General features: G+C 64.1%; 30 protein-coding genes and 1 tRNA gene. 15 read left to right on the top strand and 16 right to left on the bottom strand.

What is annotated here, in order from left to right:
* Positions 1-329: 329 nt before the first annotated feature.
* On the bottom strand, positions 330-1580 hold the full coding sequence (locus IVA80_RS15130; RefSeq protein ID WP_247431173.1) for a multidrug effflux MFS transporter: 1251 nt from the start codon (positions 1578-1580) through the stop codon (positions 330-332).
* A 272-nt stretch (positions 1581-1852) separates the two neighbouring features.
* Between IVA80_RS15130 and IVA80_RS15125 the strand changes: the two genes are divergently transcribed.
* Positions 1853-3160, top strand: a complete 1308-nt coding sequence (locus IVA80_RS15125; protein WP_247431153.1) for a hypothetical protein — start codon at positions 1853-1855, stop codon at positions 3158-3160.
* A 151-nt stretch (positions 3161-3311) separates the two neighbouring features.
* On the opposite strand, the gene IVA80_RS15120 is transcribed toward IVA80_RS15125, so the two are convergent.
* A tRNA-Leu gene (locus tag IVA80_RS15120) sits at positions 3312-3400 on the bottom strand.
* 175 nt (positions 3401-3575) lie between these two features.
* On the opposite strand from IVA80_RS15120, the gene IVA80_RS15115 reads away from it, so the two are divergent.
* The gene (locus IVA80_RS15115; RefSeq protein ID WP_247431149.1) at positions 3576-3998 is read left to right on the top strand and encodes a twin-arginine translocation pathway signal; all 423 of its coding nucleotides are present in this window, start codon (positions 3576-3578) and stop codon (positions 3996-3998) included.
* A gap of 16 nt (positions 3999-4014) precedes the next feature.
* Here the strand turns inward: IVA80_RS15115 and IVA80_RS15110 are convergent, their stop codons facing one another.
* Both IVA80_RS15110 and IVA80_RS15105 read right to left on the bottom strand, forming a co-directional pair.
* Positions 4015-5217, bottom strand: coding sequence for an FAD-dependent monooxygenase (locus IVA80_RS15110; RefSeq protein ID WP_247431146.1), 1203 nt, complete (start codon positions 5215-5217; stop codon positions 4015-4017).
* Positions 5218-5235: 18 nt separating this feature from the next.
* Positions 5236-5481 (bottom strand): zinc-finger domain-containing protein, encoded by a 246-nt coding sequence (locus IVA80_RS15105; protein WP_007602543.1) that lies wholly within the window; start codon positions 5479-5481, stop codon positions 5236-5238.
* 307 nt (positions 5482-5788) lie between these two features.
* On the opposite strand from IVA80_RS15105, the gene IVA80_RS15100 reads away from it, so the two are divergent.
* Positions 5789-6925: a hypothetical protein gene (locus IVA80_RS15100; RefSeq protein ID WP_247431143.1), complete on the top strand. Its 1137-nt coding sequence runs from the start codon at positions 5789-5791 to the stop codon at positions 6923-6925.
* Positions 6926-7039: 114 nt separating this feature from the next.
* Positions 7040-7795: an alpha/beta hydrolase gene (locus tag IVA80_RS15095; protein WP_247431140.1), complete on the top strand. Its 756-nt coding sequence runs from the start codon at positions 7040-7042 to the stop codon at positions 7793-7795.
* On the opposite strand, the gene IVA80_RS15090 is transcribed toward IVA80_RS15095, so the two are convergent.
* Positions 7781-9157, bottom strand: a complete 1377-nt coding sequence (locus IVA80_RS15090) for a hypothetical protein (RefSeq protein ID WP_247431135.1) — start codon at positions 9155-9157, stop codon at positions 7781-7783. The genes IVA80_RS15095 and IVA80_RS15090 overlap by 15 nt on opposite strands.
* Entirely contained in the window at positions 9154-9288 is a 135-nt protein-coding gene (locus tag IVA80_RS38345) for a hypothetical protein (protein WP_256467399.1), read from the bottom strand. Before IVA80_RS38345 ends, IVA80_RS15090 begins: the two co-directional genes overlap by 4 nt.
* 144 nt (positions 9289-9432) lie before the next feature.
* Here IVA80_RS38345 and cysE point away from each other — a divergent pair, with 144 nt between their 5' ends.
* Both cysE and IVA80_RS15080 read left to right on the top strand, forming a co-directional pair.
* Complete coding sequence (gene cysE / locus IVA80_RS15085) at positions 9433-10257, top strand: serine O-acetyltransferase (RefSeq protein WP_247431132.1); 825 nt, start codon at positions 9433-9435, stop codon at positions 10255-10257.
* A gap of 166 nt (positions 10258-10423) precedes the next feature.
* Positions 10424-10642 (top strand): DUF3126 family protein, encoded by a 219-nt coding sequence (locus IVA80_RS15080; RefSeq protein WP_007602550.1) that lies wholly within the window; start codon positions 10424-10426, stop codon positions 10640-10642.
* Here IVA80_RS15080 and IVA80_RS15075 read toward each other — a convergent pair.
* Both IVA80_RS15075 and IVA80_RS15070 read right to left on the bottom strand, forming a co-directional pair.
* Positions 10633-10839, bottom strand: coding sequence for a hypothetical protein (locus IVA80_RS15075; RefSeq protein ID WP_247431130.1), 207 nt, complete (start codon positions 10837-10839; stop codon positions 10633-10635). The genes IVA80_RS15080 and IVA80_RS15075 overlap by 10 nt on opposite strands.
* A 71-nt stretch (positions 10840-10910) precedes the next feature.
* The gene (locus IVA80_RS15070; RefSeq protein ID WP_247431127.1) at positions 10911-11618 is read right to left on the bottom strand and encodes a hypothetical protein; all 708 of its coding nucleotides are present in this window, start codon (positions 11616-11618) and stop codon (positions 10911-10913) included.
* A gap of 219 nt (positions 11619-11837) precedes the next feature.
* Here IVA80_RS15070 and IVA80_RS15065 point away from each other — a divergent pair, with 219 nt between their 5' ends.
* From IVA80_RS15065 to IVA80_RS15050, 4 genes are all read left to right on the top strand, one after another.
* Positions 11838-12167 (top strand): hypothetical protein, encoded by a 330-nt coding sequence (locus IVA80_RS15065; RefSeq protein ID WP_247431125.1) that lies wholly within the window; start codon positions 11838-11840, stop codon positions 12165-12167.
* A gap of 90 nt (positions 12168-12257) precedes the next feature.
* Positions 12258-12788: a gamma carbonic anhydrase family protein gene (locus IVA80_RS15060; RefSeq protein WP_247431121.1), complete on the top strand. Its 531-nt coding sequence runs from the start codon at positions 12258-12260 to the stop codon at positions 12786-12788.
* A gap of 117 nt (positions 12789-12905) precedes the next feature.
* Complete coding sequence (locus tag IVA80_RS15055; RefSeq protein ID WP_247431116.1) at positions 12906-13127, top strand: hypothetical protein; 222 nt, start codon at positions 12906-12908, stop codon at positions 13125-13127.
* Positions 13124-13390 carry a hypothetical protein gene (locus tag IVA80_RS15050; RefSeq protein ID WP_247431113.1) on the top strand — a complete coding sequence of 89 codons (267 nt, stop codon included), beginning with the start codon at positions 13124-13126 and terminating at the stop codon, positions 13388-13390. Before IVA80_RS15055 ends, IVA80_RS15050 begins: the two co-directional genes overlap by 4 nt.
* A gap of 20 nt (positions 13391-13410) precedes the next feature.
* Here the strand turns inward: IVA80_RS15050 and IVA80_RS15045 are convergent, their stop codons facing one another.
* Complete coding sequence (locus tag IVA80_RS15045; protein ID WP_247431110.1) at positions 13411-13575, bottom strand: hypothetical protein; 165 nt, start codon at positions 13573-13575, stop codon at positions 13411-13413.
* A 195-nt stretch (positions 13576-13770) separates the two neighbouring features.
* Here IVA80_RS15045 and IVA80_RS15040 point away from each other — a divergent pair, with 195 nt between their 5' ends.
* Complete coding sequence (locus IVA80_RS15040; protein WP_247431106.1) at positions 13771-14085, top strand: hypothetical protein; 315 nt, start codon at positions 13771-13773, stop codon at positions 14083-14085.
* A 103-nt stretch (positions 14086-14188) separates the two neighbouring features.
* The gene (locus IVA80_RS15035; RefSeq protein WP_247431170.1) at positions 14189-14557 is read left to right on the top strand and encodes a hypothetical protein; all 369 of its coding nucleotides are present in this window, start codon (positions 14189-14191) and stop codon (positions 14555-14557) included.
* A 209-nt stretch (positions 14558-14766) separates the two neighbouring features.
* Here IVA80_RS15035 and IVA80_RS15030 read toward each other — a convergent pair whose 3' ends face one another.
* On the bottom strand, positions 14767-15261 hold the full coding sequence (locus tag IVA80_RS15030; RefSeq protein ID WP_247431103.1) for a hypothetical protein: 495 nt from the start codon (positions 15259-15261) through the stop codon (positions 14767-14769).
* A 610-nt stretch (positions 15262-15871) separates the two neighbouring features.
* Here IVA80_RS15030 and IVA80_RS15025 point away from each other — a divergent pair.
* A complete protein-coding gene (locus IVA80_RS15025) occupies positions 15872-17143 on the top strand; it encodes a DUF892 family protein (RefSeq protein WP_247431100.1) in 1272 nt (423 codons plus the stop codon).
* Between the two features lie 76 nt (positions 17144-17219).
* On the opposite strand, the gene IVA80_RS15020 is transcribed toward IVA80_RS15025, so the two are convergent.
* Genes IVA80_RS15020 through IVA80_RS15000 form a run of 5 tightly spaced genes read right to left on the bottom strand, consistent with a single transcriptional unit; the run spans position 17220 to position 22124 of the window.
* Positions 17220-17957 carry an aspartate/glutamate racemase family protein gene (locus IVA80_RS15020; protein WP_247431167.1) on the bottom strand — a complete coding sequence of 246 codons (738 nt, stop codon included), beginning with the start codon at positions 17955-17957 and terminating at the stop codon, positions 17220-17222.
* A 4-nt stretch (positions 17958-17961) separates the two neighbouring features.
* A complete protein-coding gene (locus IVA80_RS15015; RefSeq protein WP_247431098.1) occupies positions 17962-18840 on the bottom strand; it encodes an ABC transporter permease in 879 nt (292 codons plus the stop codon).
* A gap of 3 nt (positions 18841-18843) precedes the next feature.
* Complete coding sequence (locus tag IVA80_RS15010; RefSeq protein ID WP_247431095.1) at positions 18844-19803, bottom strand: ABC transporter permease; 960 nt, start codon at positions 19801-19803, stop codon at positions 18844-18846.
* A 4-nt stretch (positions 19804-19807) separates the two neighbouring features.
* Complete coding sequence (locus IVA80_RS15005) at positions 19808-21097, bottom strand: PotD/PotF family extracellular solute-binding protein (RefSeq protein WP_247431092.1); 1290 nt, start codon at positions 21095-21097, stop codon at positions 19808-19810.
* 40 nt (positions 21098-21137) lie between these two features.
* Complete coding sequence (locus IVA80_RS15000; RefSeq protein ID WP_247431089.1) at positions 21138-22124, bottom strand: ABC transporter ATP-binding protein; 987 nt, start codon at positions 22122-22124, stop codon at positions 21138-21140.
* Positions 22125-22381: 257 nt separating this feature from the next.
* On the opposite strand from IVA80_RS15000, the gene IVA80_RS14995 reads away from it, so the two are divergent.
* Complete coding sequence (locus tag IVA80_RS14995; RefSeq protein WP_247431086.1) at positions 22382-23089, top strand: GntR family transcriptional regulator; 708 nt, start codon at positions 22382-22384, stop codon at positions 23087-23089.
* A gap of 17 nt (positions 23090-23106) precedes the next feature.
* Here IVA80_RS14995 and IVA80_RS14990 read toward each other — a convergent pair whose 3' ends face one another.
* On the bottom strand, positions 23107-23316 hold the full coding sequence (locus tag IVA80_RS14990) for a hypothetical protein (protein ID WP_247431084.1): 210 nt from the start codon (positions 23314-23316) through the stop codon (positions 23107-23109).
* Positions 23317-23688: 372 nt separating this feature from the next.
* On the opposite strand from IVA80_RS14990, the gene glsA reads away from it, so the two are divergent.
* Positions 23689-24687 carry a glutaminase A gene (gene glsA / locus IVA80_RS14985; protein WP_247431081.1) on the top strand — a complete coding sequence of 333 codons (999 nt, stop codon included), beginning with the start codon at positions 23689-23691 and terminating at the stop codon, positions 24685-24687.
* Position 24688 lies beyond the last annotated feature (1 nt).

The following is a 24688-nucleotide window of genomic DNA, read 5'->3' as shown; positions in this document are numbered from 1 at the left end:
CGTCTCTCATGACCTCAACTTCTCGAACCGCCCGGTGCGGACCCGCATGCCGGGTGGTGTGGCAGGGGAGCGACCCACAAGGTCGCCCCCTATGCCGATCAGCGTGGTACCTGAGTTCTAGCTCTCGAGATGCTCTAGCAGTGGCTGTCGCGCAATCGTTCAAGTCCTTCGCTTGCGAAGGACGGCGTGAATGCGGGCTGCTTTACGCCGGAGGGCGCACGCTGCCCCTCGGTCCGTTCCGATGCGTGCTCGGTTTCGTTGCGTTCCGGTTCCATTGAGGCGACCTCTTGAAATGCTGCAGGACAACATCGAAGCCGCCGGTATGTTCCTCACGCGATGGCGCGATGATGCGGCTTGAACAGCCGTCCCTTTTCCACCGCCAGCACGATCGCAAGTGCTGCGAGCGTCGACAGGAAGAAACCGACCGAGAACGGCATCAGCGTGCCGTCGAAACCCTGTCCGATCGCCATGCCGACGACGATGCCGATCAGCGTCGTGATCGAACCGTAGAGCGAGGAGGCGGTGCCAGCAATGTGGCCCTGCGGCTCCATGGCAAGTGCGGTGAAGTTCGCGACCATCATGCCGAACGAGAACATCATCAGGGCCGAGAGCACCATGAACAGCGGAAGCGGCAGCATGCCGAGACTTTCCGTCAGCAGCATCACGCCGGCAACCGCGGTGTAGAGCGTCAGCGCGCCGTGCGAGATCACGCGCATGCCGAGGGTCCCGACAAATCTGGCGTTGAGGAAGCCGGCGATAGCGGTGCCGGCCGCGATCGCGGCAAAGGCGAGCGGGAAGTAGTGGCCAAGATGGTAGATGTCGGTGAACACCTGCTGGGCCGAGAACACATAGGCAAACAGCGCGCCCATCACGCTGCCGGCCGCGAGTGCATAGCCGATGGTCTGGCGATTGCTCACGGTCTGCCAATAAGCGGCGAGTACGTCGCTCGGGGCGAGCGACCTGCGCTCCGAGACCGGCAGGGTCTCGGGGAGCCTCAGCACCGACCACGCCAGCGCGAGCAGCCCGTAGAGCATCAGCACGACGAAGATGCCGCGCCATTGCGTCACCAGCAACACCGCCTGCCCGAACGAAGGCGCGATCACGGGTACCGCGATGAAGATCATCATCGCCAGTGACATCACGCTGGCCATGCGGCGGCCGACATAGCAGTCGCGGACAATCGAGGTCGCGATCACGCGCGTCGCAGAGGTGCCGAAGCCCTGCAGCGCGCGCGCCAGCAGCAGCGTCTCGAACGAGGGAGCCGCGACCGCCAGCACGCTCGCCACCGCATAGACCGCCATGCCGCCGAGCAGCACCGGGCGGCGGCCGAAGCGGTCCGACAACGGGCCCATGACGAACTGGCCGGCGCCGAAGCCGATCAGGAAGGTCGACAGCACCAGTTGGAGATGGTTGGCGACGGGAATCTTGAAAGCTGCCCCGATATTGGGCAGCGCCGGCAGCATCATGTCCATCGCAAGCGGGTTGAGCGCCATGATGGACGCGATCACGATGACGAATTCCGGAAAACCCATGGGGCGGTGTCCCGCGGACACCCAATCGTCGGCATTGACGTCGGACAAGAAGCTCACCTCTGATTTCAGAGGCATATCTAACGCCCATGCTGCATCGCACAACCCATGTTTTGGGATGGCTGTCCGGCGCGGCAGAGGACGGCCGCACATTGGACGGCAGCTGCACCTGCCGTCCAAAGCACGATGACGGAAACCAGGGATTCACCATAAGAGCGGGGCAGCGGATCCGAGAGATGAATCCGCAACGCATCCTGTCCAGTGTGGCCTGACCGGACGCCGGTCAGGCGCCGAGGAAACTCGAGGCACAGGCAGGATTGGACGTGTCGGACGTCACCGGGACAGCACGATGGTTGGGACCGTCGGTCGGCATGGCCGAGAAGCGCAACGTCTGGCTTGATTGCCTGATCGCGCTGGTGGCGCTGCTGGTGCTCGGCAATCTCGTTAGCGACCTCACGCTCGACGTCAAATACGGCTGGGATGTGCGCGTCAATTGCGCGGCGGTCGACGCGCATGCCGAGGGGCTCGATCCTTACTTCGTGAAAAATCTGAAGGGCACCAAGCTCTCTTATCCCTATCTGCCGGTGACGCTCGACGCCTTCCGTCCGCTGTGCGCGGGCGGCTTTCTCGTCGGCCATCACCGCGGCGTGTTTCTCGTGCTCGTCATGCTCTGCGGCCTGCTGCTGCCCGGGCTCGGCGGCGTCGGCGTACGCGATATTGCGCTCAGGATTCTCTGGGCGCTCGGCGCGTTCGTCGGCTTCGAATGGGTCTCGGCCTCGGGCAATTTCGCGGTCATCAGCGGTGCGCTGAGCGCGGCCGCGTTGACATTGCTGCTGCGCTCCCATTCGCCGGGTGCGGACGATGACCGGGGCTTTGCCGCGTGCATCGTCGGCGCTGCGCTGCTCGGCCTCGTCGCCTCGTTCAAGCTGGTGTACAGCCCGGTGCTGGCCGCGCTTTATTTTCTGCCGCTGCCGCGCGGGCAAAAGATCGGGTTGATCGCGGCCGCGGCCGCAGGCCTGACCTTGCCGATCCTGCTCTCGAGGACGCTCTATCCCGATCTGTTTTCGAGCTGGTTGCTCGCAATCAGGGGACAGATCCCCGACCAGCATTCCATCTACGTGATAGACACCACGCCGTCGCTGCTGCTGCTGGCGCAGGGCGCGCTGGACCATGTCGGGCTCGGCGGCAGCAAAGCGATCGTGTTCATAGCTTACGCGCTGGTGGCATTCGCGCTGGTGCTTGCGCCGTTTGCCCTGGTCGTGCTGCGCATGGCGGATCGGCAAGCGCGCAACGAAGGCGCTTTCCCGGCACGGCTGGATCGCTGGCTGATCGATCATCGGCGCGAAGCCCTGCGCATCACGGTGCTTGCGATGTACGGGCTCTATCTCTGCTCGCCGCGTCTCAAGGAATATGCGTTTTTCGAACTCGCGCTCTATGGCGCCATCCTCATCGTCGATCTCCCGGCCGCAGCCCTTGCCGCCGTGCTGACCATCGGTGTTGCCGTCCCAACGCTCGTCTCGCTCTCGGGGATGTCGATCGAAGGAAGTTTCGTCCAGATCGCCGTTGCGCTGGTCTGCTTCTGGATCATGCTGTGGGCGCAGTCGGTGGCGTCAGCTCAAGGCGATGATTGAGAGTTTCGGCGGAGAGGAGAAGCCTCTGAGCGAAATGATCCTTGAGCTTACTCACTGAACCGAGATCGCGAGCATCAACGTCGCTCTTGGCCGGTCATCGGGGACGCCTCAGCTCGGCATTCCTCTTGGGTAGCGGCAATTTCAATTCCGTTGGTGCGGGCAGCCGGGGTCGAACCGGCACAGTGCTTGCGCACCGAGGGATTTTAAGTCCCTTGCGTCTACCAATTCCGCCATGCCCGCTTGATCCAACGAGATCAAATACTTAAGTCCACCTCCGGCCGCTTGGAATTGGCGCGTTTCGCGGGCCGGATGGGTGGTTCTTCCTTAAGCGAGCCGGCCGCGCAAGGCAAAGCCTCAATCCGGACATCTGTTGTTGCTTTAGGCATTCTCAATCCACGGGGACTATTCATCCGGCATGGCTGCTTCGTTTTCCTATCGCCTGCGCGGCTCGGGCGTGCTTCTGGCGCTGCTCGCGGCGGGCGCGGCGCTGTCCGGCTGCGCCGGCATGAGCGAGACGGTCGCTCCGGCCTTTGCCGATCCCGGCAGGTACGAATTGTACGACTGCAAGCAGCTTGAGGCCGAGCGCAAGACGCTTGCCAGCCGCACCGAGCAGTTGCAGAAGCTGATGGACAAGGCTGAGACCGGGGCGGGAGGCGCGGTCGTATCCGAGCTCGCCTATCGCAACGACTACGTCTCGGTGCGCGGGCAGGCGCAATTTGCCGAGGACGCCTGGCGCCGCAACAAGTGCCGGGAGACGCCGCCGGAGGCGGCAGCGCCGGCTCCGCCGCCGTCGTCCGCAGCCAAGCCTGCGCCGAAATCCGGCAGAACAACGCGCTGAGACTCGGCGCATCGCATCAGGGCCGCCAGCCGTAGATCCAGTCCTGCCGCGCCAGCATGCGCTCCGGGCCGAGCGCGCGGATCGCAACATCGCGCGCGATCGCGAGCGGCCCACCGAGATGATAGATGCGGCCCTGCTGCCGCGCCGTCCGCTGTACCCGCCGCACCCGCGCTTGCCGCGCGCGGCCATATTGCCTCAGCGCCGCCGTGATGCCGGCCGCGCTCTCGGCAGCCTCGAGGCTCAGATACTGCGCGAGCACGGCGGCATCCTCGATCGCCATGCCGGCGCCCTGGGCCGCGAATGGCAGCATCGCATGCACGGCATCGCCGAGCAGGCCGACCGGTCCTTGGCTCCAGGGGCAGCCGTCGGGCACGCCGAACAGGGCCCATTTGCGCCAGGTGTCGACGGCGGCCAGCATCATGCGCGCCGCCGGCGGCCAGCGCGGCGCGACGAAGGCGTCCATCACTTCGAAGGGATCGCCCGGCGTGCTCCAGCCGGGCCTGTTCCATGTGCCCGGCAGCACCGCGACCACGTTGATCTGGCGCCCGCCCGCGATCGGATAAGCGACGAGATGGGCGTTCGGCCCCATCCAGAGCTGCACCCGCTGCGCGGTAAAATCCTTCGGCAGTTGCGTGGCATCGAGCGTGCCGCGCCAGGCGATCAGTCCGGAGAAGCGCGGCTGCACCTCGGGAAACAGATGCTGGCGCACCGTCGACCAGATGCCGTCGGCGCCGATCAGCGCGTCGGCGAGATCGCTGCGGCGTATCGTGCCGCTGCGATGGACAACCGTCAGTCCCCTGGCGTGGGGCGCAACATCCTCGAAGGTCGCGCCTAACTTCAGGTCGATATCGGGATGGTCGGACACCGCACCGGCCAGCGCGGATTGCAGGTCGGCGCGGTGCACCACCCAATAGGGGGCGCCGGCCCGCGCGGAAGCGGCTTCGCCGAGCGGCATGCGCAGCAGTTCGCCGCCGGCCCGCGCGCTCATGACGCAGAGCGCCTCCGGCGTGACGGCGCGCAGCCTGAGCCGCTCGAAGAGGCCGAGCTCGACCAGCACGCGGCTGGCATTGGGAGAGAGTTGCAGGCCGGCGCCGATGTCCTCGAGCCGCTCGGCCTTCTCCAGCACGACGACGCGAAAGCCGCGGGCTGCGAGCGCAAGCGCAGCCGTCAGTCCACCTATGCCGGCACCGGCGATGACAATCGTTCGGGAGAGCGCCACCCCTGACCGATGGAACGGTCAGGCCACCTTGTCCTTCAGCACGCATTCCGGCGGACGGGCTTCGCCCGCCTTCAGGTCGGCGGCGAATCGGTACAGCGTCGAGCAATAGGGGCAGATGATCTCGTTGTCGTTGCCGAGGTCCAGGAAGACGTGCGGATGATCGAACGGAGGATTGGCGCCGACGCACATGAACTCTTGCGAGCCGATCTCGATGACGGGGACACCGGCATCGTTATGGAAGTGCGGGACGACATGGTCGGACATCGTAGTTCATCCTGGAGTGGCAATGGCGGCAGACACAATCAAACACCGACGCGGCATCTTTGAGGCGCCGCGGACCATACTGGCGGGTGCAGATGATTGCTAGTCCAGCGGAACCGAAAGGTTCGCAATCGCCCCATGCTCATTTGCTCTTGCAAATTCGACACAATCTTGCGGCTTGAGAGAAGCCCTTCTTTCGTCGGGGACGTTGTGTCGCAATTTTGGCATACTATGTCGGTGGACGAGCGGAATTGCGACAAAAGACGAACCGTCAGGCGCAAATGATCTCAGGATTGTCCAGGCTCTTGGCATGAAATGGCTGCGAATCAGCACAGCATTGATCGGTGTTGCGGCATGCAGCTTCATGCTCGCGCAGGTAGCGCCGCATGCCCGCGAGGCCGGCGCGATCCTCTCCGCCCAGAACGATCCGGCGGCGCTCTCCGAGCTCAAGCTCGATGCGCTGCTACGGCAGAACGAGCGCCTGGTTGTGGACAATATCGAGGCCGCGCTCGCTGCCAGCGACGCCGATCTCGCCGACAGCTTTGTCGCGCTGGCGCGTGAACGCAACATCGCGCTGCCCGACGACCTCCTCAACCGCGTGAGCGATGCGGTCAAGGAAGAAAATTCCACGCGGCATTTCGCCAAACGGTTCGCAACCGGCCTCGTCACCGGCAACGCCGACGATGTCGCGAGCCTGTCCGGGACGGTGGCCGGCGATCTGTTCGTGATCGGCGACATCAGGGACATCGTGCGTGAGGGCAAGCACCTCGCCATGGGCGAGGACACCGATCGCCTGATGCTGGGGCTTGCAGCCGCGGGGCTTGCCGTGACCGCCGTGACCTACGTCTCGGTTGGCGGTGCTGCGCCTGTTCGTGCTGGACTGACGCTGGTGAAGGATGCCCGCAAAGTTGGACGGCTCGGCGAGGGACTTGCCGCATGGGCCGGCCGGTCGGCGCGCGAGGTGGTCGATACGCCGATGCTCCAGAACGCCGTCGCCAAGGGTTCAGTGTTCCGCCCCGGCGAGACCGTGAGCGCAATCAAGGCTGCGTTCCGTGTCGAGAAGGCTGGTGCGCTGGTCCGGCTCGGCAAGGACGTCACCCGCGTTGCCGAAAAGACCGGCACGCGCGGCGCCATGGATACGCTGCGCATCGCCGAAGGCCCGAAGGACGTCGCGCGCGCGGCCCGGCTTGCGGAAGCGCAGGGCGGCAAGACGCGCGCGATCATGAAGTTGCTCGGCCGCGGCGCGCTGCTGCTCATCGGCGGCATGTTCGATCTGGCGCTCTGGCTGTTCGGCGCGGCGCTGACGCTGATCGGTCTGCTGTCATCGATCAAAGCGACGACGGAGCGCCTGACCCAGGCCTGGTGCGATCGCAAACGGGCGCGCCGGCTCCGCCGCGCGCAGATCGCTGCCGAGGCCGCTCTGGCGGACGCGGCCCTCACGGCCTAAAGCGCGATGCGCTTTAGGTTATCGTTTGAGCATGATCTTGCCGGAAAAGCGCTGCACACTTTTCCGGATCATGCTTTATGATCAACCTTTCCCCTCAAGACTGCGGAATATGTGATGCCGAGCTTTCACAACGGCGCCGTTGAAATTGCCTATCTCGACGAAGGCGAGGGCGATCCGATCCTCCTGGTGCACGGCTTTGCCTCGAGCAAGAACGTGAACTGGGTCTATCCGACCTGGGTCTCGGAACTGCGCAAGAACGGCCGCCGTGTCATCGCGCTCGACAATCGCGGCCATGGCGAAAGCGCAAAACTCTACGAGCCCGCGCAATACTCGATCCCGACCATGGCCGGCGACGTGCTCGCGCTGATGGACCACCTCGCGATTCCGCAGGCCGACATCATGGGCTACTCGATGGGCGGACGGATGACGGCCTGGCTCTCTCTCAACGAGTCGCAGCGCCTGCGCTCGGCGATCCTGGGGGGTATCGGCATTGGCGGCCTGATCGAAGGCACCGGACCCGGCGAGAACGTGGCGAAGGCGCTGGAGGCGACTTCGCTCGACGAGGTCACCGATCCCGTCGGCCGCACGTTTCGCGCCTTCGCCGATCAGACCCGTTCCGACCATCGTGCGCTCGCCGCCTGCCTGCGCGGCACGCGCGACCTCATGACGAAGGAGGAAGCTGCCCGCATCGACGTGCCCGTGCTGATCGCGGTCGGCAGCACCGACGACGTTGCCGGCTCGGCCAGCGCGCTCGGTGCCATCATCAAGGGATCGGAAGTGCTCGACATCCCGGGTCGCGACCACATGCGTGCGGTCGGCGACAAGGTCTACAAGACCGGTGTGCTCGATTTCCTCTCACGCCGCGGCTGAGGTTTTGTCCGCCGGCCCGTCGTCGCCAAAGCGACGCGCCAGCGCCATCAGCACCACGAAGGTCGCGACCCACACCATCCGCGCGCCATAGCGGTCGTGCGGGCCCGAGATCACGCCGCAGATCAAGGCGTTGCCGAGCAGCGCCAGCGCGACGGTTGCGGCGAGCAGCGTCAGATCGTCCAGCCGGCGATTTGCGAGCGCGTGTCCAAGCAGGCCCGCCAGCGCCAGCATCGAGGCCAGCGCGACGGGAATGTGCAGCCAGTTGACGTAGTCGAAATTGACGTCCCAGTGCTGCTGCCGCGCGGCGCGCATCGGCGCGACTTGCGCCGGGATGTAGCGCTCGATGATGCCGTAGGTGTGCGGGATCCAGCCATTGGCGCCTTCGCCGGTCGCCACATGCAGCAATTGCTGGCCCATCGCCCGCAATGCTGCGCCGGCCTGCCACGCCGGATAGTCGGCGAGCGAATGCACGACGATGTAGCCCATCTCCTCGTCCATGCCTTCGAAGCGGCCGAGCGTGTTGAACATGCTCTTGCCCCACAGGAACTCGTCGGCGCTCGCCGGCAGTTCATTGCGATACGGACAGAGCTTGAAGCGTTCGCGCGGGCAGTGGTCGCCAAGATAACGCGCGACGATGCCGTCCTGCATCATGCGGCCGAAGGCGACGCCGTACCCGCCGGGCGTCCAGGCCCATTTGCCCGACAATGCGTGGTTCGCCGACACCAGCATCAGGCCACCGGCGACGATGGTCAGGCTCGCCTGCGTCAATCCGGCAAGCGGAAGGCGCGCGCCCAGGAACGGCCGTGCCATCCAGCCGGCGAGGCAGAGCCCGAGCAGCACGCCGAGCGTGGCGCTGTGGGTTGCCGCGGCAAAAGCAGTGAAAACGAACAGCGCGATTTTCTCGGGCACCGAAGTCCGGCCTGCGCCGACGATCAGCAGGAACAACGATAGCACCGACAGGCCCGCGAAGATGTCGGTCAGCAGCATGCTCGCAAGCCATGGCAGCGCAGTCGACAGGATCAGGAGCAGGCTGATCGCAACGAAGCGGAAGGTCTGCATCAGCCCGAGCACGCGCAAGGTCAGTTGCAGCAGCCACAGGCTCGCGAGCGACTGGACCGCAAGGTTGATCCAGAAGCCGAAGTTCTCGCCATAATGCAGATAGAGGCCGAACACGGTGGAGCGGCTCGGCACGAGATAGTTCTCGTACCAGCGCGCCAGATAGCCGCCCGTATCCCATTGCAACAGCGGATAGCCGTTCCAGAACGCCGGCGCGATCATGAGGAGGGGCAGGGCCACCGCCGCCAGCCGCAGCCAGAAAGAGCCCGCGGTACGCGCGCGCAATTGATCGGTGGTGATGCTCAAATCGGCTCCGTCGTCTTCCCGACCATGCCCGCAATAGCTGTTGAGGCGGAATTCACCAATAGTTTGACGCCGCCCGGCTTGAATTTGGCAAAACGCTGACCATTTTGAGCCAACCTTGCCGCCTGGGTCATTGGAAGAAACTGTTGTGTTTCAACGCGTTGGCATGCTTCCGCGGGGCAACTCACTGTTCACTCTCAGGCAAGCCCGTCAGGACTTTGTCGCCTAGACTGTGTTATAGAACCAGCAAAACGAGCCAATTCGAAAGAGCAGATCCTATGGCAGTGCATCAGGTCAATCCGGGAGGAAAGCTCGCAACGCTCGATCCGATCTGGGATCGGATCCGCGGCGAAGCGGAAGACATCGTCCATCGCGAGCCGGAGCTTGCGACCTTCATCTACTCGACGGTGCTGCATCACAGTCGCCTGGAAGATGCGGTGATCCATCGTCTCGCCGACCGGCTCGATCATTCCGCACTGTCGGGTGATCTCATTCGCCAGACCTATGACGAGGCGCTGCGCGAGGCTCCCGATCTCGGCAACGCCTTCCGCGCCGATCTCGTCGCCGTCTACGACCGCGATCCCGCGACCTCGCGCTTCATCGATCCCTTGCTCTACTTCAAGGGCTTTCACGCCCTTCAGACCCATCGCCTCGCGCACTGGCTCTATCTGAAGGGCCGCAAGGACTTTGCGTACTATCTCCAGAGCCGCGCGTCTGCGGTGTTCCAGACCGACATCAATCCCGCCGCGCGCATCGGCCGCGGCGTCTTCCTCGACCACGCCACCGGCTTCGTCTGCGGCGAGACTGCGGTGATCGAGGACGACGTCTCGATCCTGCACGGGGTCACGCTCGGCGGCACCGGCAAGGAGAACGAGGACCGCCATCCGAAGATCCGTCACGGCGTCCTGATCGGCGCCGGCGCAAAGATCCTCGGCAACATCGAAGTCGGCCATTGCGCGCGCATCGCCGCCGGCTCGGTGGTGGTCAAGCCCGTGCCGCACAACGTCACGGTTGCCGGCGTGCCCGCCAAGATCGTCGGCGAAGCCGGCTGCGCCGAGCCGTCGCGCACCATGGATCAGATGATCAACGCCATGGGACTTTGAGACGGGACTTTGAGACGGGACTTTGAGACGGGACTTTGGGCTTGAGAGAAAAAGGGCCGGATTCTCCGGCCCTTTTCGCCCCCAAATTCTTTGGCAATTCATGCTGGCGGTTCGTCGCGTCTCGTCCTAAAAGCCCGCCAACCCAGATTTCGATTGGAGACTTGCCGTGGATGTCAAGGAAGTAAGGAAGCTCGACGCATATCTGAAACGCGTATTCGGCAATCCCAAGATCCGCGTCGTGCCGCGGCCGAAGAAGGACGATTCCGCCGAGGTCTATATCGGCGAGGAATTCATCGGCGTGCTGTTCGTCGACGACGAGGACGACGATCGCTCGTTCCAGTTTCAGATGGCGATCCTTGAGGACGATCTCGTCGATCAGGAGTAGCCTCGCGCCCGACGGCGTCGCGCGCGTCGCGATGCCGTATCTATTTTCTTGACAGAATGCGCAGCCGCGCCATGCCTGTTGGTGAACGCGGGCTGAGCCTGGAAGCGGATCAGGGCCTGCCCGCCCTTGTCAAAGCCGAGCCATTCGCGCCCCAATAATGGGGTGCCCGGTGGCAGGGTTGCTGCCGCATCGGTCATGTCGATCACCGCGCTCGATGTATTGGCGAGGAGCCTATCAGCCGGTCAATGCCGCGCAAAGCGATCGGGTATCACCCCTTTGGCCCGCGCAGCTGCGCCGTCAGCCGGTCCATCGCTTCCGCCGCATCGCGCCACTGCGACAGCCAGCTCCGCGGAAAGCGGAAGGTGAGGTCGGCGCCGCCGAGGCGGCGTTCGGAGAGGCACATGCCCGGGGTGGCCCCATCGCGCGTGCAGCGCGCGGTCAGCGCAGGGTTTGCCGCAGAATAGAAGTCCTCGCTGCCATAGGGCGTATCGCTGCGGAACATCCGCATCGTGAGCCCGTCCTCGGGCATCGTCGCGGCCCCGTCGAGATAGCGCGGATAGATCGTGCTGACGCGCTGCCCGGGCGCGAGCGCATCGTGATGCGCCGCGATCGACAGGAAGATGCGGTCGATCGGCTGCATCGCCTCTTCGACGGTGTCGGCGGTGACGTGCTTCGGCGCGCCCGGCGGCTCGAGCGACGGATAAAGGAAGTCGAGATCGATGCGTTCCTGCGGCCCGGAGTGCCGCTGGATCTTCATCCGGATCGCGGTCGTCGGCACGTTGAATAACGTGCCACCGACGCTCACCGGCAGCCTGTCCGGAGCGTTCGCGCCGCCGCTGCCCCAGGTCGGCCACAGCAGATAGGCAACGAGCGCGACGGCACCTAGCGCCGCGGTGCTGCCGAGCACGATCGGAACGATATGCGCCCGTGCGTGGGTCCTGCCGGAGCGGGGAGAGACTGCTGAAAACACTGTCATGGGTCGCGCAAGTGAGCGGGGTCGGCCGATGGCCGACGAATCAGCTGCAAATATGCCACGTGGCGGCGATTTCGAGGAAGGTTCCCGGCTACCGGAAACGGGAGAGGGCTCTGCGCGGACCGGCTGGCGATGTTAACCTTCTCTTAAGGATAATGTAGCGTTAACCGGCACTCTTTGTCACAGGAAGCCTCCGGCGTTGCGTAAGGGCGGACCGTTCCGATGACACCTGAGGCTCTCAATACTTTCTTCTCGATCTGCATCGGTTTCGCGCTCGCGGGTGCGCTCGTGAACGGATACCAGGCGGTCGCGCAGCGGCCCGCCGGCTTCGGCTTGTTGCAGGACGGCGTGGCGCCGAAGACCTTTGCGGCGGTGCCGTTCCTGGTGTTCGCGGCGCCCTTCATCATCATGCGCAACACCCTGCGCGGCTTGCGGCTGGAAAGCCGCCGTGTGGAATTCGTGATGATGGCGACCGTCATCGCCGGCTTCTGGAGCATGATGAGCGGCACCTTCTTCCTGATGACGCTGCGCGCCGCCGGCGTTCTGGTCTGACGCGCGCTTTGGTGGGCTGCCCGGTGAGGCGGCCCTTTGCCTGAGGCGCGCGTTTCGCTATGGCTGGGGTTGACGCGACAGGAGACCCCCATGGCGATCTACGAGCTCGACGGACAGGCACCCGATCTTCCGGCCGACGGCAATTACTTCATCGCCGAGACCGCGACCGTGATCGGCCGCGTGCGCCTGAAGCCGGGCGCGAGCGTCTGGTTCGGCGCGGTGCTGCGCGGCGACAATGAATGGATCGAGATCGGCGAGGGCGCCAATGTGCAGGATGGCTCGACCTGCCACACCGACCTCGGCTTTCCGCTTGTCATCGGCAAGAACTGCACCGTCGGCCACAACGTCATCCTGCACGGCTGCACGATCGAGGAGGGCGCGCTGATCGGGATGGGCTCGATCGTGATGAACGGGGCGAAAATCGGCCGCAACAGCATCGTCGGCGCGGGCTCGGTCATCACCGAGGGCAAGGAATTTCCCGAACGCTCCCTGATCATCGGCTCGCCCGCGCGCGTGGTCCGCACGCTCGATGACACCCAGGTGCAGAAGATGGGGAGTGCGGCGAGGTTCTACGTGGCCAACGGTCCTCGCTTCAAGAATGGCCTGAAGCGGATCGGCTGAGAATAGCTGTGGGCCACCTCCGGTCCGCGCGCACGGTTCCGTGCCGTAAAATACCGGCGCGTACTTTAATCCTCCGCTAGCGCCGCCAAGCGCGAGCCGGCGGCCTACGAGATTGCCTTGAACGACGGCCGCATCATCAGGATCTACGAGCGTCCGATGGACGGCGGCGGCTGGGTGTCGGTCCAGGGGGATCTCATCGAACAGCGTCAGCGTCAGCGCATTCTCGAACCGATGGAGCGCTTCCTCACCATCATCATCGAGAACGTGACTGAGGGCATCATCGCCAAGGCGCGCGCAACCGGCGCTACGTCTTCGTCAACAAGGCGGCCGAGAAGATGATCGGCATGTCGCGTGGCGAGATCATCGGCAAGACGCGGGAATTGTTCTCCCCGGAAGCGGCAGAGTTGATCGAGCGGCGCGACCAGCAGCTTCTGGCGCAGCGGCAGCAGCTCGACCCGATCGTCGATATCATCGGCAATCTCTCGCGCGGGCGCCGCGTGATCTCCGCCCGCCATGTCCAGATAGGTGGCGCCGGCGAGGAGTCCCACATGGTCGTTACCATGGTGGAGGATCGGACCGAGAAGATGGTGGCCGCCGCATAGCAGTCCGCTCCCGCGGCCCGTCAGCTTCCCTCGGATTCGCGTGCTTCGACTGCGCCCGCGACCTTCTCGTGCCCCGCCGACCACAGCGCATGCTCATCGCTGCCGTCCGAGTAAGGATTGGCTTCGGCCGGGATGTTTTCGCGCGCGGCGCGTTCGCCCTCTGCAAAAGGATCGCGATCGGTCATCGTGATTTTGCCTTTCTGGCTTTGGAACGCGCAGCCGGCTTGTCTGCTTCACCGCCGAGCCTGGCGCTCTTGCGCAAGGCGTCCCTGAGATCGATGGGGCATGATCGTGCTGTCCCTCCGTTTCAAGCTGATGTGACGGGATTTGTTCCGGAACGGGTCTTGGCGAGGACCGTTGACAACCAAAGGAGCATTCCAATGGCCACATCGCCTGTAACCATTTCAACGAAGACCTTGATCGTGATCCTCGGTCTCGCGGCGATGCCGACGGTATCGTTCGCGCAAGCGACTGGCGGCGCAACCGGCTCCAGCGGATCGACCGGGGGTGTCGCCAATTCTCCGGCTCCGCCGCCCGGCACCAACAGCCTGGGCACGGCGCAATCGTCGGGCGCGAATGCGGCGCCTGGGGTCACCACCGGCGCTGGAGGCAGCGGGGCTGCCGCCGATGCCACCGTAAATGCCGAGAACCGGCAGCTTGAGCGAAAGTTGAAGAGCATCTGCCGCGGCTGCTGACGCTCGCGCGGAAGTGAGACAGTGAGGCTGTCAGGAAGGCTCGGATGACGTTAGCTTGGTCCTGCTTTGAAGCGTGGAGCGTCTCCACGCGGAGGACCGAGTGATGTTACGCAAGATGATCATGGCGGCGCTGGCCATCGCGGCGGTCGGGCTGTCGGCACCGCAGGCGGCCCAGGCGAGGGGCGGCTTCGGACATGGTGGTGGCTTTCACGGTGGTGGCTGGCACGGTGGCGGCTGGGGCCACGGCGGCCATTGGGGTGGCGGCGGGTTCTGGCCCGGCGTCGCGCTCGGGGCGGGTCTCGCCGGCGCCGGCTACTACGGCGGCTATTACGGCCATGGCTATCCCTATTATGGCGATCCCTACTATTATGGTACCGGCTACAACGATGGTTATGGCGGCTGCTACGTCGTGCGGAAGCGGATCATGACGCCGTCGGGCTGGCGTACCCGCCGCGTGGATGTCTGCGAATAGGGTCCTCGACGCCAAGCCAAAGCTGCCAAAAAAACGGACCTGACAAAAAAACAAGGCCGTTGACGCAGTATACCGTCAACGACCTTGCCAGCCCCGGACATTGAAATCGGCTCACGCCATCCGGTAACGAAGACCATCGCGCGGAATCATACGCGCGAATGTGATCCAGTTCACATGTGGAAAAATATAAATTCGCAGGTCGTGACCGGCTAACCGCGCGAGCGCTTGCGGGTGCTGGCGTGGACGCGACGCTGCGCCGGTTTCCTGTGGGTAACCGAGGGTGTTTCGGCCTCCGTGGCCCGGGCGCTGGCGAAGGACTGCCGCAAGCTGTCGATGGACTCGTTCAGCATCGTGACCTGCTCGGACAGGCGCTTGGTGTCGGCCTGCTGCGCCGCCATCAGCCGTTTCATCGTCTGGAGCTGGTCCTGCACGACCTGGAGTTGGTCGATCGATTCCTGCTGGGTCGCCTCCAGCCCCTTGGTCTTCTCGACGAGTTGCTCGGACGCCTGGGCGGTGCGGGCCTGGAGCTGCCGCGATGCCACGACCCGGCCGGTCTCAGGAGCTGCGCCGGTATAGGCGCGCCAGATCGCGATCGAGGTCACGCCGGCGATCAGCAGGAGAAGGGCAACGGCGGTCAGCGCGATGGGCTGGGCGCCAAGGCGCTGGAAGGGATTGGACCGGGTGTCCTGTGCGAGATCGATCATCGCTGACAAACCCAAATTGAAACTTGGTAAGTGGCGAAGACCGGCTACCGAAGGGCGGCCGGGGCGTCCCGAAAGTGTTACGTTTCGGCAAGGAATGGGACCAAAAAGAGGCCGTAAGCCAAAAAGCATAATTGTCCCAAGCCCGAAGGCTCTCTTTGTTCGGGATTAGCCACCCAGGAATCGTCGTCCACGCCGGATCAACAGGAGCAGCGGCATCGAGGGACGACGGACCGAGCTGTCGCCGTCAAGCGAGCGGCGAGCCAGCAGGGAGGCGAGCATCAAGGCCACGAGGAGCGACGGAGGCAGGACCTCGCGAGCCACGTCGCGCAGGATGGCGAGCGCCTGACCTGACGGCCGACCTTCTTTGAGACTCTGTCGTACGTTGCGTGCTTGCGTGCGGTCTCGCGCACGCCTTCTGACAGGTCCTTCGTCGCACACGCCAAGCTTGCTGCGGGTCAGTTGTTCCTGCAGGGTCCCGCAATTTGCGACGCGTCGGCAGCAGCGCGTCGGTGCCTTGGGTAGCTCAAGGCCACGGCAATTCCGCAGCAATAGGAACAAGCGCAATGCGGGCTCGTTCGGAAGTCACCTTCCTTCAGCCCGAGGCACTTCCATGTATCATCACGTCAAGAAGCTGATGTTCACCGTTCGCGTCGACGAGCCGGATCCGCGGTTCGGCAATATGCTGCTCGAGCAGTTCGGCGGCGCCAACGGCGAACTGGCAGCCGCCATGCAATATTCGATTCAGGGTCTCAATTGCGAAGATCCGGATCGCAAGGACCTTCTGATGGACATCGGCACCGAAGAGCTCAGTCATCTGGAAGTCGTCGGCACCTTGGCGCGAATGCACCTCAAGCCTTCGAAATTCGACCGGCAGGCGGCCGAGGCCGATCCGCTGATCGCAATCGCCGGCGGCGGCGGCGTCAATCTGTTCAATTCCCAGGGCAACGCCTGGACTGCGGACTATCTGAAGATCACCGGCGAGCTGGATGTCGACCTGCGCAGCAACATCGCGGCGGAAGCGCGCGCCAAGATCGTCTACGAGCGGCTGATCAATTTCTGCGATGACGCCGGCACCAAGGATGCGCTGCAATTTCTGATGACCCGCGAAATCACCCATATGAAGGCTTTTGCGCTGGCGCTCGAGAGCATGGGGAAACCGCCCTTCAGCATCGGCCGTGTCGCGCCGACGCCTGGTCTCGTCGATCAGTTCTTCAACGACTCCACCGGTGCCGGCGATCACGGCGAGATCGACACCCGCGGGCCCTGGAACGAGGGCGGCGATTGGGTCTTCACGGAATCGCCCGCTATTCAGGCCGGAGAACCCGGTCCTGCAATGGCCATCGTGACCGAAAGCTCGCCACCGGCCGACGAGGCAGGCCTCGGCGATCTGCTGCTCGACGAGCTTCGTGACATCCTGCACGCCGAGAAACAATTGACCAAGGCGCTTCCGAAAATGGCGCAAGCGGCCCGCTTTGACCAATTGCGCGAGCTGTTCGAACAGCACCTTGGCGAAACCGAGACCCAGATCGAGCGCATCAATGAATGCTTCGAGCTGCTCGGAAAATCCGCCCGGGCCAAGCCGTGCAAGGGGATGATGGGTCTGGTCGAGGAAGGCCAGGAAATCATGGCCGAAGGCGAGGACAAGGAAGACGCTGCCGCTGACCTCGCATTGATCGGCGCGGCGCAGAGGGTCGAACATTACGAGATTGCCGGCTACAGCACCGCGCGCAACCTCGCTCAACAGCTACGTCATAGCGCCATCGTCAGCCTGCTGTCGAAGTCGCTGGCGGAAGAGGAAAATGCCGATCAGTTGCTCAACCAGGTCGCTCGCTCCTTGATGTCGGTCGCCAAAATGCCAGCTGCGGTCGAGCAAACCGAATAGGGTCGATGTTGGTCATCGGCAGTCTTCGCTTGAGATGACTGTCGATGACGGCCGCCTGCCCGAAGTGGTTGCTCGATCAAGCTTCCGGTTGGAAAGCCGAAAACGGCCCGGAATAGGTCTTCGAGCGCGGCGCCGCATAGGGCCCAAGCCGAGACGTCTTCAGCCCCAGCCGCACCAGTGATTCGGCCAGCGTCACCGCCGCGGCGACGCCGTCGATCACGGGCAGGCCGTGTGTGGCGGCGAGCTCGGCGGCGAGGTCGGCCATGCCGGCGCAGCCGAGCACGATGGCTTCCGCCCGGTCGTTACCGATCGCGGCCGTGATTTCCGCGGAGATTTTGCTGAGCGCCACGGCGTTGCGCTCCTCGAGCGCGAGCACCGGGACGTCGGCGGCGCGGACGCGGGCGCAGCGCTCGGCGAGGCCGTATTTCCGCAAGTTATGTTCGATCGGCACGATGGAGACACCGAGCGCCGTCACCACGGCAAAGCGCGCCGCGATCAGGCTCGCCATGTGGAAGCCGGCTTCCCCGATGCCGATCACCGGCGCTTTGGCAGCAGCACGCGCGGCGTCGAGGCCGGTGTCGTCGAAGCAGGCGATGACATGGGCGTCCGCGCCGTCGCGATCAGCCTCCCGGATGCAGCCAAGCATGCCGGGCACCGCAAAGGCCTCGTCGTAAAAACCCTCGATCGAGCCCGGGCCCATCGTGGGCTGGCGCGCGTCGATCACTGTATCGGGCAGGGCGGTCGCGCGCGCCGCGGCGGCGATCTTCGCCGTCATTGACGCCGTGGTGTTGGGATTGACGACGTGAAGTCGCATCAGATCAGACAAGCCCCTTGCCGGCGTCCGAGCCCTTGGCCGCCTGCCGCTTGTTGAGCATGTGGATGGTGCCGAGCGCAAGGGTGATCACGGCGAACGACACCGCCGAAATCACGGTACCGAGCGCATAGATGTCAGGGTTCGTCACGGTCGTTGTGAGACCTTGCAGATCAAGCGGCAGGGTGTTCACCGATCCGATTGCCTGGCTGGAGCGGGCGAGTTCGTCCCAGGACAGCGTGAAGCCGAACAGGCCGATGCCGATGACCGACGGCAGAATGATCGGCAGCACGACATGACGAAAGGCCTGCCAGGGCGTCGCACCGAGATCGCGCGCGGCTTCCTCGAGCCTGGGATCAAAGCGGTTGAAGATCGCGAACATGATCAGGAGGCCGAATGGCAGCGTCCAGGTCAGATGCGCGCCGAGGCCGGAGGTGAGCAGGCCCATCGAGGTCTCAAAATTCTCGTTCCAATGCGCCTTGATCAAATCGTCGATGATGCGGAATTCAAGCGAGATGCCGAGCGAGGTGATGATCGAGGGAACGATGAGGCTCGCGATCGCCGAGTAGAATAGAATGCTTTGCGCCTTGAATTTTCGGCGGAAGGCCATGCCGGCGGCGACCGACAGCACGACGGTCACGGCCATCACGATGAGGCCGAGCAGCAGCGAGCGGCGGAAGGCCGCGCCGAGATCGACGATGCCGGTGCCCTGGAATAACTTTTGGAGCCAGAAGGTCGAGACGCCATTCATCGGGAAGGTGAGGCCGCCCTGCGGCCCCTGAAACGACAACACGTAGATCGCGATCATCGGACCGTAGAGAAACAGCACATAGGCCGCGAAGAAGATCGCCAGAGCATAGAAGCTGCGCGGACGTCCCTCCGTCATCGCTTACAACTCCTTCCTGATGTCGACGATGCGCGACATCATGGTGATGATCAGGAAGGTGATCGCGAGCAGGATCACGGCGTTCGCGGCTGCCGCGGGGAATTGCAGCGCGTTCACCCGCGTCTCGATGATCTTGCCGGCGGCGGCGATCTGCTGGCCGCCCATCACGCCGATGGTGATGAAATCGCCCATCACGATGGTGATGACGAAGATCGAGCCGATCACGATGCCCGGCTTGGCGAGCGGAATGATAACATTGACCAGCGTCTGGAAACCGGTGGCGCCGGCGTCATAGGCCGCCTCGATCAGCGACTTGTCGATGCGCACCATCGAATTGAAGATCGGCACCACCATGAAGAAGGTGAAGAGGTGCACCAGCGCCAGCACCACGGAGAATTCGGAGAACAGCAGCCATTCCAACGGCTGGTTGATCAGGCCGGTCTTGACGAGGCCGGAATTGACGAGGCCATTGCGCCCGAGCAGCGGGATCCAGGCGATCATGCGGATCACGTTGGAGGTCCAGAACGGGATCGTGCAGAGCAGCGACAGTCCCATCTGCCAGGTCTTGGACTTGACGTGGAAGGCGAGGAAGTAGGCGACCCAGAAGCCTAGGAACAGCGTGATGGCCCAGACCAGGAAGCACAGCTTCAGCGTCATCAGGTAGGTCTTGCCGATCGTGCAGAGGTCGGGGAGCTGCGCGATGCAGCCTTCGAACGTGTCGGTGTAACCGCGGCCGGAGAAGGCCGGCAGCAACTGATATTCGTTGTAGTCCCAGAAGGAGACGATGACGACGAACACCAGCGGGATCAGGAAGAAGGCGAGAAACACCAGCATCATCGGCCCGGCCTGAAGCCAGGAGATGAAGGAGGGCGACAGGCGCGTCACTTTCGCGGCGCGCGCCGCGTCCGACCCCGGGATCAAGCCCGGGGATGCCTGTTGCAGGATGTCCTCTGACGTGTCCATCAAATCAAGCCGCGATGAACTCGTTCCATTTGCGGACCATGTAGTCGTTCTCGTCCATCACCGCGTTCCAGCAGGCGACGCCGCCCATGCGGTCCTCGTAGGAGCCGCCGTCACGCACCGCGCCGGCCTTTTCCAGCAGCGAGCCGTCGGGCGCCTTGATGTCCTTCTCGGCCGCCTTGCCTTCCATCCAGTAGGCCCACTCGTAGGGCTCCATGTGCGCCTTCGCGGTGGAGAGCACAGCGGAGTAGTAGCCCTGGCGGTTGAGATAGGCACCGGCATAGCCGGACAGGAACCAGTTGACGAACTCATAAGCCCATTCGAGCTTGGCACCCGACACACCCTTGGAGACGCAGAAGCCCGAGGCCCAGGAGCGATAGCCTTCCTTGAGCGGCTGGAAGGTGCAGGCAATTCCCATTGAGCGCACTTTCGTCACCGCGGGCGACCACATCGACTGGATCACCGTTTCGCCCGAGGCCATCAGGTTGACGCTCTCGTTGAAATCCTTCCAGAAGGCGCGAAACTGGCCGGCCTTCTTGGCCTCGGTCATCACCTTCATGGTGAGATCGATCTCTTCCTTGGTCATGTTGCCCTTGTCGGCATATTTGTACTTGCCGGAGGCTTCCACGACCATCGCGGCATCCATGATGCCGATCGAGGGGATGTTGAGGATCGAGGCCTTGCCCTTGAATTCGGGATTGAGCAGCTCGGACCACGAGCCGATCGGGCGCTTGATCAGGTCGGGACGGATGCCGAGCGTGTCGGCATTGTAGACGGTCGGGATCAGCGTGACGAATTCGGTCGCCGACGTCGCGAACTTCTTGGAGTCCTTGCCTTCGAGATACAGCACCTTCCAGGGCGCGGTGCCCTGGCCGCCGATCTTCTTGCCGCCGGGCGTCTGGCCCTTGGTGAAGACCGGCGTGATGTTGTCGAATTCCTTGATCTTCCTGGCGTCGAGGGCAAGGATGTTGCCGGACGGAACCAGCTTCTTCAGCGAAAAATATTCGGTGTCCAGCACGTCGAAGGAGTTCGGCTGGGTCATCACGCGCTTGGTGACGTCGTCGGTGGTCGCGGTGATGTATTCGATCTTGATGCCGGTGTCCTTCAGGCACTGCTTGGAGATGTCGTCGCCCTCGTTCACGGCGGTGCCGAGATAGCGCAGCACCTTCGGCTCGGCCGACATCACGTAGGGGAAGCCGGTGATTGCGCCGGAGCCGGCGGCAAGGCCGGCGAGACCAGCGGTGCTCTTCAATAGCGTGCGGCGGCTGACGCCGGTCTTTTTGGTCGTCTCGGTCATACCAGTCACTCCTCTGTTGCGCATTTTTGATCGATGGCCGCTATTGCAGGCGTTGCGCCTTGGCGGGATCCCAGGTGACCAGCACGCGATCGCCCGGACGCAAGGGGCGGGCGTCGAACACGGTCTCGGGAACGTGGGCGAACAAGGCAGTGCCGTCGTCGAGCGTAAGCGAGACGGCGACATAGGAGCCCTGGTACTCGGTCTGGGTCAGCAGCGCCGGTGCGCCGAACGCACCCTCAACGAACGGCGTGATGCCGAGCTGATCGGCGCGCACGGCGATGAGTTTGCCGGCGTCGGCGAGGACGTTGTGGCCGCCGATGAAGCGCGCCACGAATTCGGTGCTGGGGTGATGGAAGATGTCGCGGGCCGAGCCCTGCTGCTCGATCTTGCCCTGGTTCATCACCACGATGTGGTCGGCAAGCGCCATTGCCTCTTCCTGGCCGTGGGTGACCTGGATGAAACTGATGCCGAGCTCGCGCTGCAGCCGCTTCAGCTCGCCGCGCATCCTGACCCGCAAGAACGGATCGAGCGCGGAGAGCGGCTCGTCGAGCAGCAGGATCTGCGGCTCGGTGATCAGCGCGCGGGCCAGTGCGACGCGTTGCTGCTGGCCGCCGGAGAGCTGCGCCGGAAGCCTGCCCGCATAGGGCGTCATCGCCACCAGTTCGAGCAATTCGCCGGCGCGCTTGTGCCGCGTCGTCCGGTCAACGCCGCGCATTTTGAGGGCAAATGCGACGTTGTCGAGCACCGTCAGGTGCGGAAACAGCGCGTAGGACTGGAACATCATCGCCGTGCCGCGCTTGGCCGGTTCGAGATCGGTGACGTTCTGCGGGCCGAGGATGATGTCGCCCTCGCTGACCGCCTCATGGCCCGCGATCATGCGCAAGGTCGAGGTCTTGCCGCAGCCGGAGGGGCCGAGCAGGCAGCAATAGGTGCCGGCCGGGATCTTCAGGTTGACGTTATCGACGGCCAGTGTCGTGTCGTAGCGCTTGCTGACGGCGACCAGTTCGAGAGCGGCGGGAGTGGCCATGGCGTGTCCGGGGCGAGGGCGATGCTGCGCCTCTCCCCGCAAGGTCCATGCCAATCGTGCCCGGCTGGCCAAATTCCAAAACAGTGCAGCGGAGTCAGATCGTTAGATCGAGTCCGGCGCCGTCGGGCCGCTCGCAGCATTCGTGGTTGCCTGCACACAAAACAGGCGCGGATTGTATAAAGTTTCGCCTGTGATTGGATACAGCTCGTCGACTAACATTCGGGGCGCCGAACGTCGCCGATCGAGCCCTCAAACCCATGGCCGCCAAGACCCGCCCGAAATCCGACGCGCCAGACGCGAGCGATCGCGTCAGCCGTATCAGGGAGGGGGTGACCGCCGCGATCCTCGAGCATCGCCTGCTGCCCGGCACGAAACTCGGCGAGGACGAGATCGGCGAGATCTACGGCGCGAGCCGAACGCTGGTCCGCACCGCGCTTCAGCAGCTCGCGCATGAAGGCATCGTCAACATCGAGAAGAACCGCGGCGCCTTCGTCGCGCGGCCGACGCCTGCGGATGCCCGCGAAGTGTTCGAGGCGCGCCGCCTGATCGAGCCAACCATCATCGATCACGCCATCGATGCCGTGTCGCCGGCGTGGCTCGGCCGTCTCGGCGAGCATCTCGCCGAGGAGCGCGGGGCGGAGCTGCGCGGCGACGCGCGCGCCTCGGTCCGGCTCTCCGGCGAATTTCACAAGCTCGTCGCCGAGATGAGTGGCCACAGCATCTATCTCGGCTTCCTCAAGGAGCTGATCGCGCGCTCCTCGCTCATCATCCTGCTGTACCGCCGCCATGGCACGCCAGCCTGCGGCACCGACCACCACGCCGGCATCGTCGCCGCGATCCGCAAGCGCGACAGAGAGGCCGCGCGCGCGCAGATGCTGTCGCATCTGGACGAGATCGAGGCCGAGCTGTCCCTGAAGGACCCCGCCGCGGACGAACTGCGGCTCGCGGACGTGCTGGGCGCCTAACGAAGCGCATCGTTTGGCTAAGGCAGCGAAGACCCTTCGTTGCGCCTCATGATCTTCAGCACGAGCAGGATCGCGCCAATTATCAGGAAGAGAACGCCGACGAAAGTCGTGCCGCCGGACTCAAAGGTCACGCCGACGGCAGTCAGCAGACATCCGACGATGATTGCGAAGAGCCCGCCGAGCTTCTTGACCAGCAGGATATGTCCGTCACTCGTTTGTGCCACCATGTTACGCCTCGTCACTTGATGCCTGGCCTGCGTTCGCCGCCCCTGTTGCCGATCTCCCCCTGTCGAACAGACCGGGTGCGATCGTACTCTCGAACGCGCCGGTTGCAATCTGGCGTTGATCGTAGACTCTTCGTGGCACCTGCATTTGATTTGAGTTCGATGCAAGTGAGACAGCTTCCCTTACGCGTTTGCCTATTATTCCCGATTGTAATTTGCCGCAATGCATCTTCCTCGGATTCGGATGGCTGAATTGCAGAATCGCCCTGTGGTTGCAAATTGACTCCGCCCGGCTGGAGGCATCAAACTACCGTCGCGCGGGGTGAGTTCTGGAGCGGATTGGCATGAGCCAGATCCCTTCTGTGGAGTGTTGCAATGGCGTTGCGTTCGGTCGTCGAGGAGCGGGAGCCGGCGTATGTTTCGACCGGCCATCTGCCCTGTCCGGAGACTGTGCAGTCGCTGGTGAATGAGGTGCAGCGACGGTTTCAAACAAATCGCGACGGAACGAACTCGCAGGTCTATCCCGCGCTCGCGCGGGTGCCGAGTGAGCTGTTCGGGGTCTGTGTTGTCGGAACCAGCGGGCAGGTCTACGGCGCCGGCGAGGTCGACTACGAATTCTCCATCATGAGCGTGTCAAAGCCATTCCTGTTCGCGCTGGTCTGCGAGATCATCGGGCCGGAGGAGGCACGCGCCAGGCTCGGAGCGAACGCGACCGGGCTTTCGTTCAACTCGCTCGCCGCGATCGAGCAGGGCAGCGGCCGCACCAATCCGATGGTGAATGCCGGCGCGATTGCGACGACCAGCCTTGCGCCGGGTGCCACAGCCGAGGCCCGCTGGACGTTCATCCATGACGGGCTGTCGCGCTTTGCCGGTCGCAAGCTGCCGCTGAACGAAGAGGTCTACGCGTCGGCGTCGCAGACCAATTTCCGCAACCGCAGCATCGCGCGGTTGCTGGAGAGCTACGACCGCATCTATTGCGACGCAAAGGAAGCGACTGATCTCTACACGCGGCAGTGCTCGCTCAACGTCAGCGCCCGCGACCTCGCCGTGATGGGCGCGACGCTGGCCGACGGCGGCGTCAATCCGGTCACCAAACAGCGCGTGGTCGATGCCTCGGTCTGCCACTACGCGCTGGCCGTCATGATCACCGCCGGGCTCTACGAGACCTCGGGCGACTGGCTCTACGACATCGGGCTGCCCGGCAAGAGCGGCATCGGTGGCGGCATTGTCGCGGTGTCGCCTGGCAAGGGCGGGTTCGGCACCTTCTCGCCGCCGCTCGATGCAGCCGGCAACAGCGTGCGGGGACAACTCGCCGCAAAATTCCTGTCGCAGCGGCTCGGCATGGATCTGTTCGTGTCGCAGCCGGAAGAGTGAA

The sequence above is a fragment of the Bradyrhizobium sp. 139 genome (assembly GCF_023074175.1).
In the GTDB taxonomy this organism is placed as follows: domain Bacteria; phylum Pseudomonadota; class Alphaproteobacteria; order Rhizobiales; family Xanthobacteraceae; genus Bradyrhizobium.
Note: the sequence above shows the minus strand (reverse complement) of the source record. Positions and strands in the feature narration are given on the sequence as shown.

Excerpts from the sequence above, each read along its gene's own strand:
- IVA80_RS15005 (WP_247431092.1), bottom strand. The coding sequence starts at position 21,097 with ATGACCGAGACGACCAAAAAGACCGGCGTCAGCCGCCGCACGCTATTG.
- IVA80_RS15030 (WP_247431103.1), bottom strand. The coding sequence starts at position 15,261 with ATGATCGATCTCGCACAGGACACCCGGTCCAATCCCTTCCAGCGCCTT.
- IVA80_RS15025 (WP_247431100.1), top strand. The coding sequence starts at position 15,872 with ATGTATCATCACGTCAAGAAGCTGATGTTCACCGTTCGCGTCGACGAG.
- IVA80_RS15045 (WP_247431110.1), bottom strand. The coding sequence starts at position 13,575 with ATGACCGATCGCGATCCTTTTGCAGAGGGCGAACGCGCCGCGCGCGAA.
- IVA80_RS15060 (WP_247431121.1), top strand. The coding sequence starts at position 12,258 with ATGGCGATCTACGAGCTCGACGGACAGGCACCCGATCTTCCGGCCGAC.
- IVA80_RS15075 (WP_247431130.1), bottom strand. The coding sequence starts at position 10,839 with ATGACCGATGCGGCAGCAACCCTGCCACCGGGCACCCCATTATTGGGG.
- IVA80_RS15065 (WP_247431125.1), top strand. The coding sequence starts at position 11,838 with ATGACACCTGAGGCTCTCAATACTTTCTTCTCGATCTGCATCGGTTTC.
- glsA (WP_247431081.1), top strand. The coding sequence starts at position 23,689 with ATGGCGTTGCGTTCGGTCGTCGAGGAGCGGGAGCCGGCGTATGTTTCG.
- IVA80_RS38345 (WP_256467399.1), bottom strand. The coding sequence starts at position 9,288 with ATGACCCAGGCGGCAAGGTTGGCTCAAAATGGTCAGCGTTTTGCCAAA.
- IVA80_RS15050 (WP_247431113.1), top strand. The coding sequence starts at position 13,124 with ATGATCGGCATGTCGCGTGGCGAGATCATCGGCAAGACGCGGGAATTG.
- IVA80_RS15070 (WP_247431127.1), bottom strand. The coding sequence starts at position 11,618 with ATGACAGTGTTTTCAGCAGTCTCTCCCCGCTCCGGCAGGACCCACGCA.
- IVA80_RS15040 (WP_247431106.1), top strand. The coding sequence starts at position 13,771 with ATGGCCACATCGCCTGTAACCATTTCAACGAAGACCTTGATCGTGATC.
- IVA80_RS14990 (WP_247431084.1), bottom strand. The coding sequence starts at position 23,316 with ATGGTGGCACAAACGAGTGACGGACATATCCTGCTGGTCAAGAAGCTC.
- IVA80_RS15105 (WP_007602543.1), bottom strand. The coding sequence starts at position 5,481 with ATGTCCGACCATGTCGTCCCGCACTTCCATAACGATGCCGGTGTCCCC.
- IVA80_RS15095 (WP_247431140.1), top strand. The coding sequence starts at position 7,040 with ATGCCGAGCTTTCACAACGGCGCCGTTGAAATTGCCTATCTCGACGAA.
- IVA80_RS15035 (WP_247431170.1), top strand. The coding sequence starts at position 14,189 with ATGTTACGCAAGATGATCATGGCGGCGCTGGCCATCGCGGCGGTCGGG.
- IVA80_RS15100 (WP_247431143.1), top strand. The coding sequence starts at position 5,789 with ATGAAATGGCTGCGAATCAGCACAGCATTGATCGGTGTTGCGGCATGC.
- IVA80_RS15010 (WP_247431095.1), bottom strand. The coding sequence starts at position 19,803 with ATGGACACGTCAGAGGACATCCTGCAACAGGCATCCCCGGGCTTGATC.
- IVA80_RS15020 (WP_247431167.1), bottom strand. The coding sequence starts at position 17,957 with ATGCGACTTCACGTCGTCAATCCCAACACCACGGCGTCAATGACGGCG.
- cysE (WP_247431132.1), top strand. The coding sequence starts at position 9,433 with ATGGCAGTGCATCAGGTCAATCCGGGAGGAAAGCTCGCAACGCTCGAT.
- IVA80_RS15000 (WP_247431089.1), bottom strand. The coding sequence starts at position 22,124 with ATGGCCACTCCCGCCGCTCTCGAACTGGTCGCCGTCAGCAAGCGCTAC.
- IVA80_RS15115 (WP_247431149.1), top strand. The coding sequence starts at position 3,576 with ATGGCTGCTTCGTTTTCCTATCGCCTGCGCGGCTCGGGCGTGCTTCTG.
- IVA80_RS14995 (WP_247431086.1), top strand. The coding sequence starts at position 22,382 with ATGGCCGCCAAGACCCGCCCGAAATCCGACGCGCCAGACGCGAGCGAT.
- IVA80_RS15015 (WP_247431098.1), bottom strand. The coding sequence starts at position 18,840 with ATGACGGAGGGACGTCCGCGCAGCTTCTATGCTCTGGCGATCTTCTTC.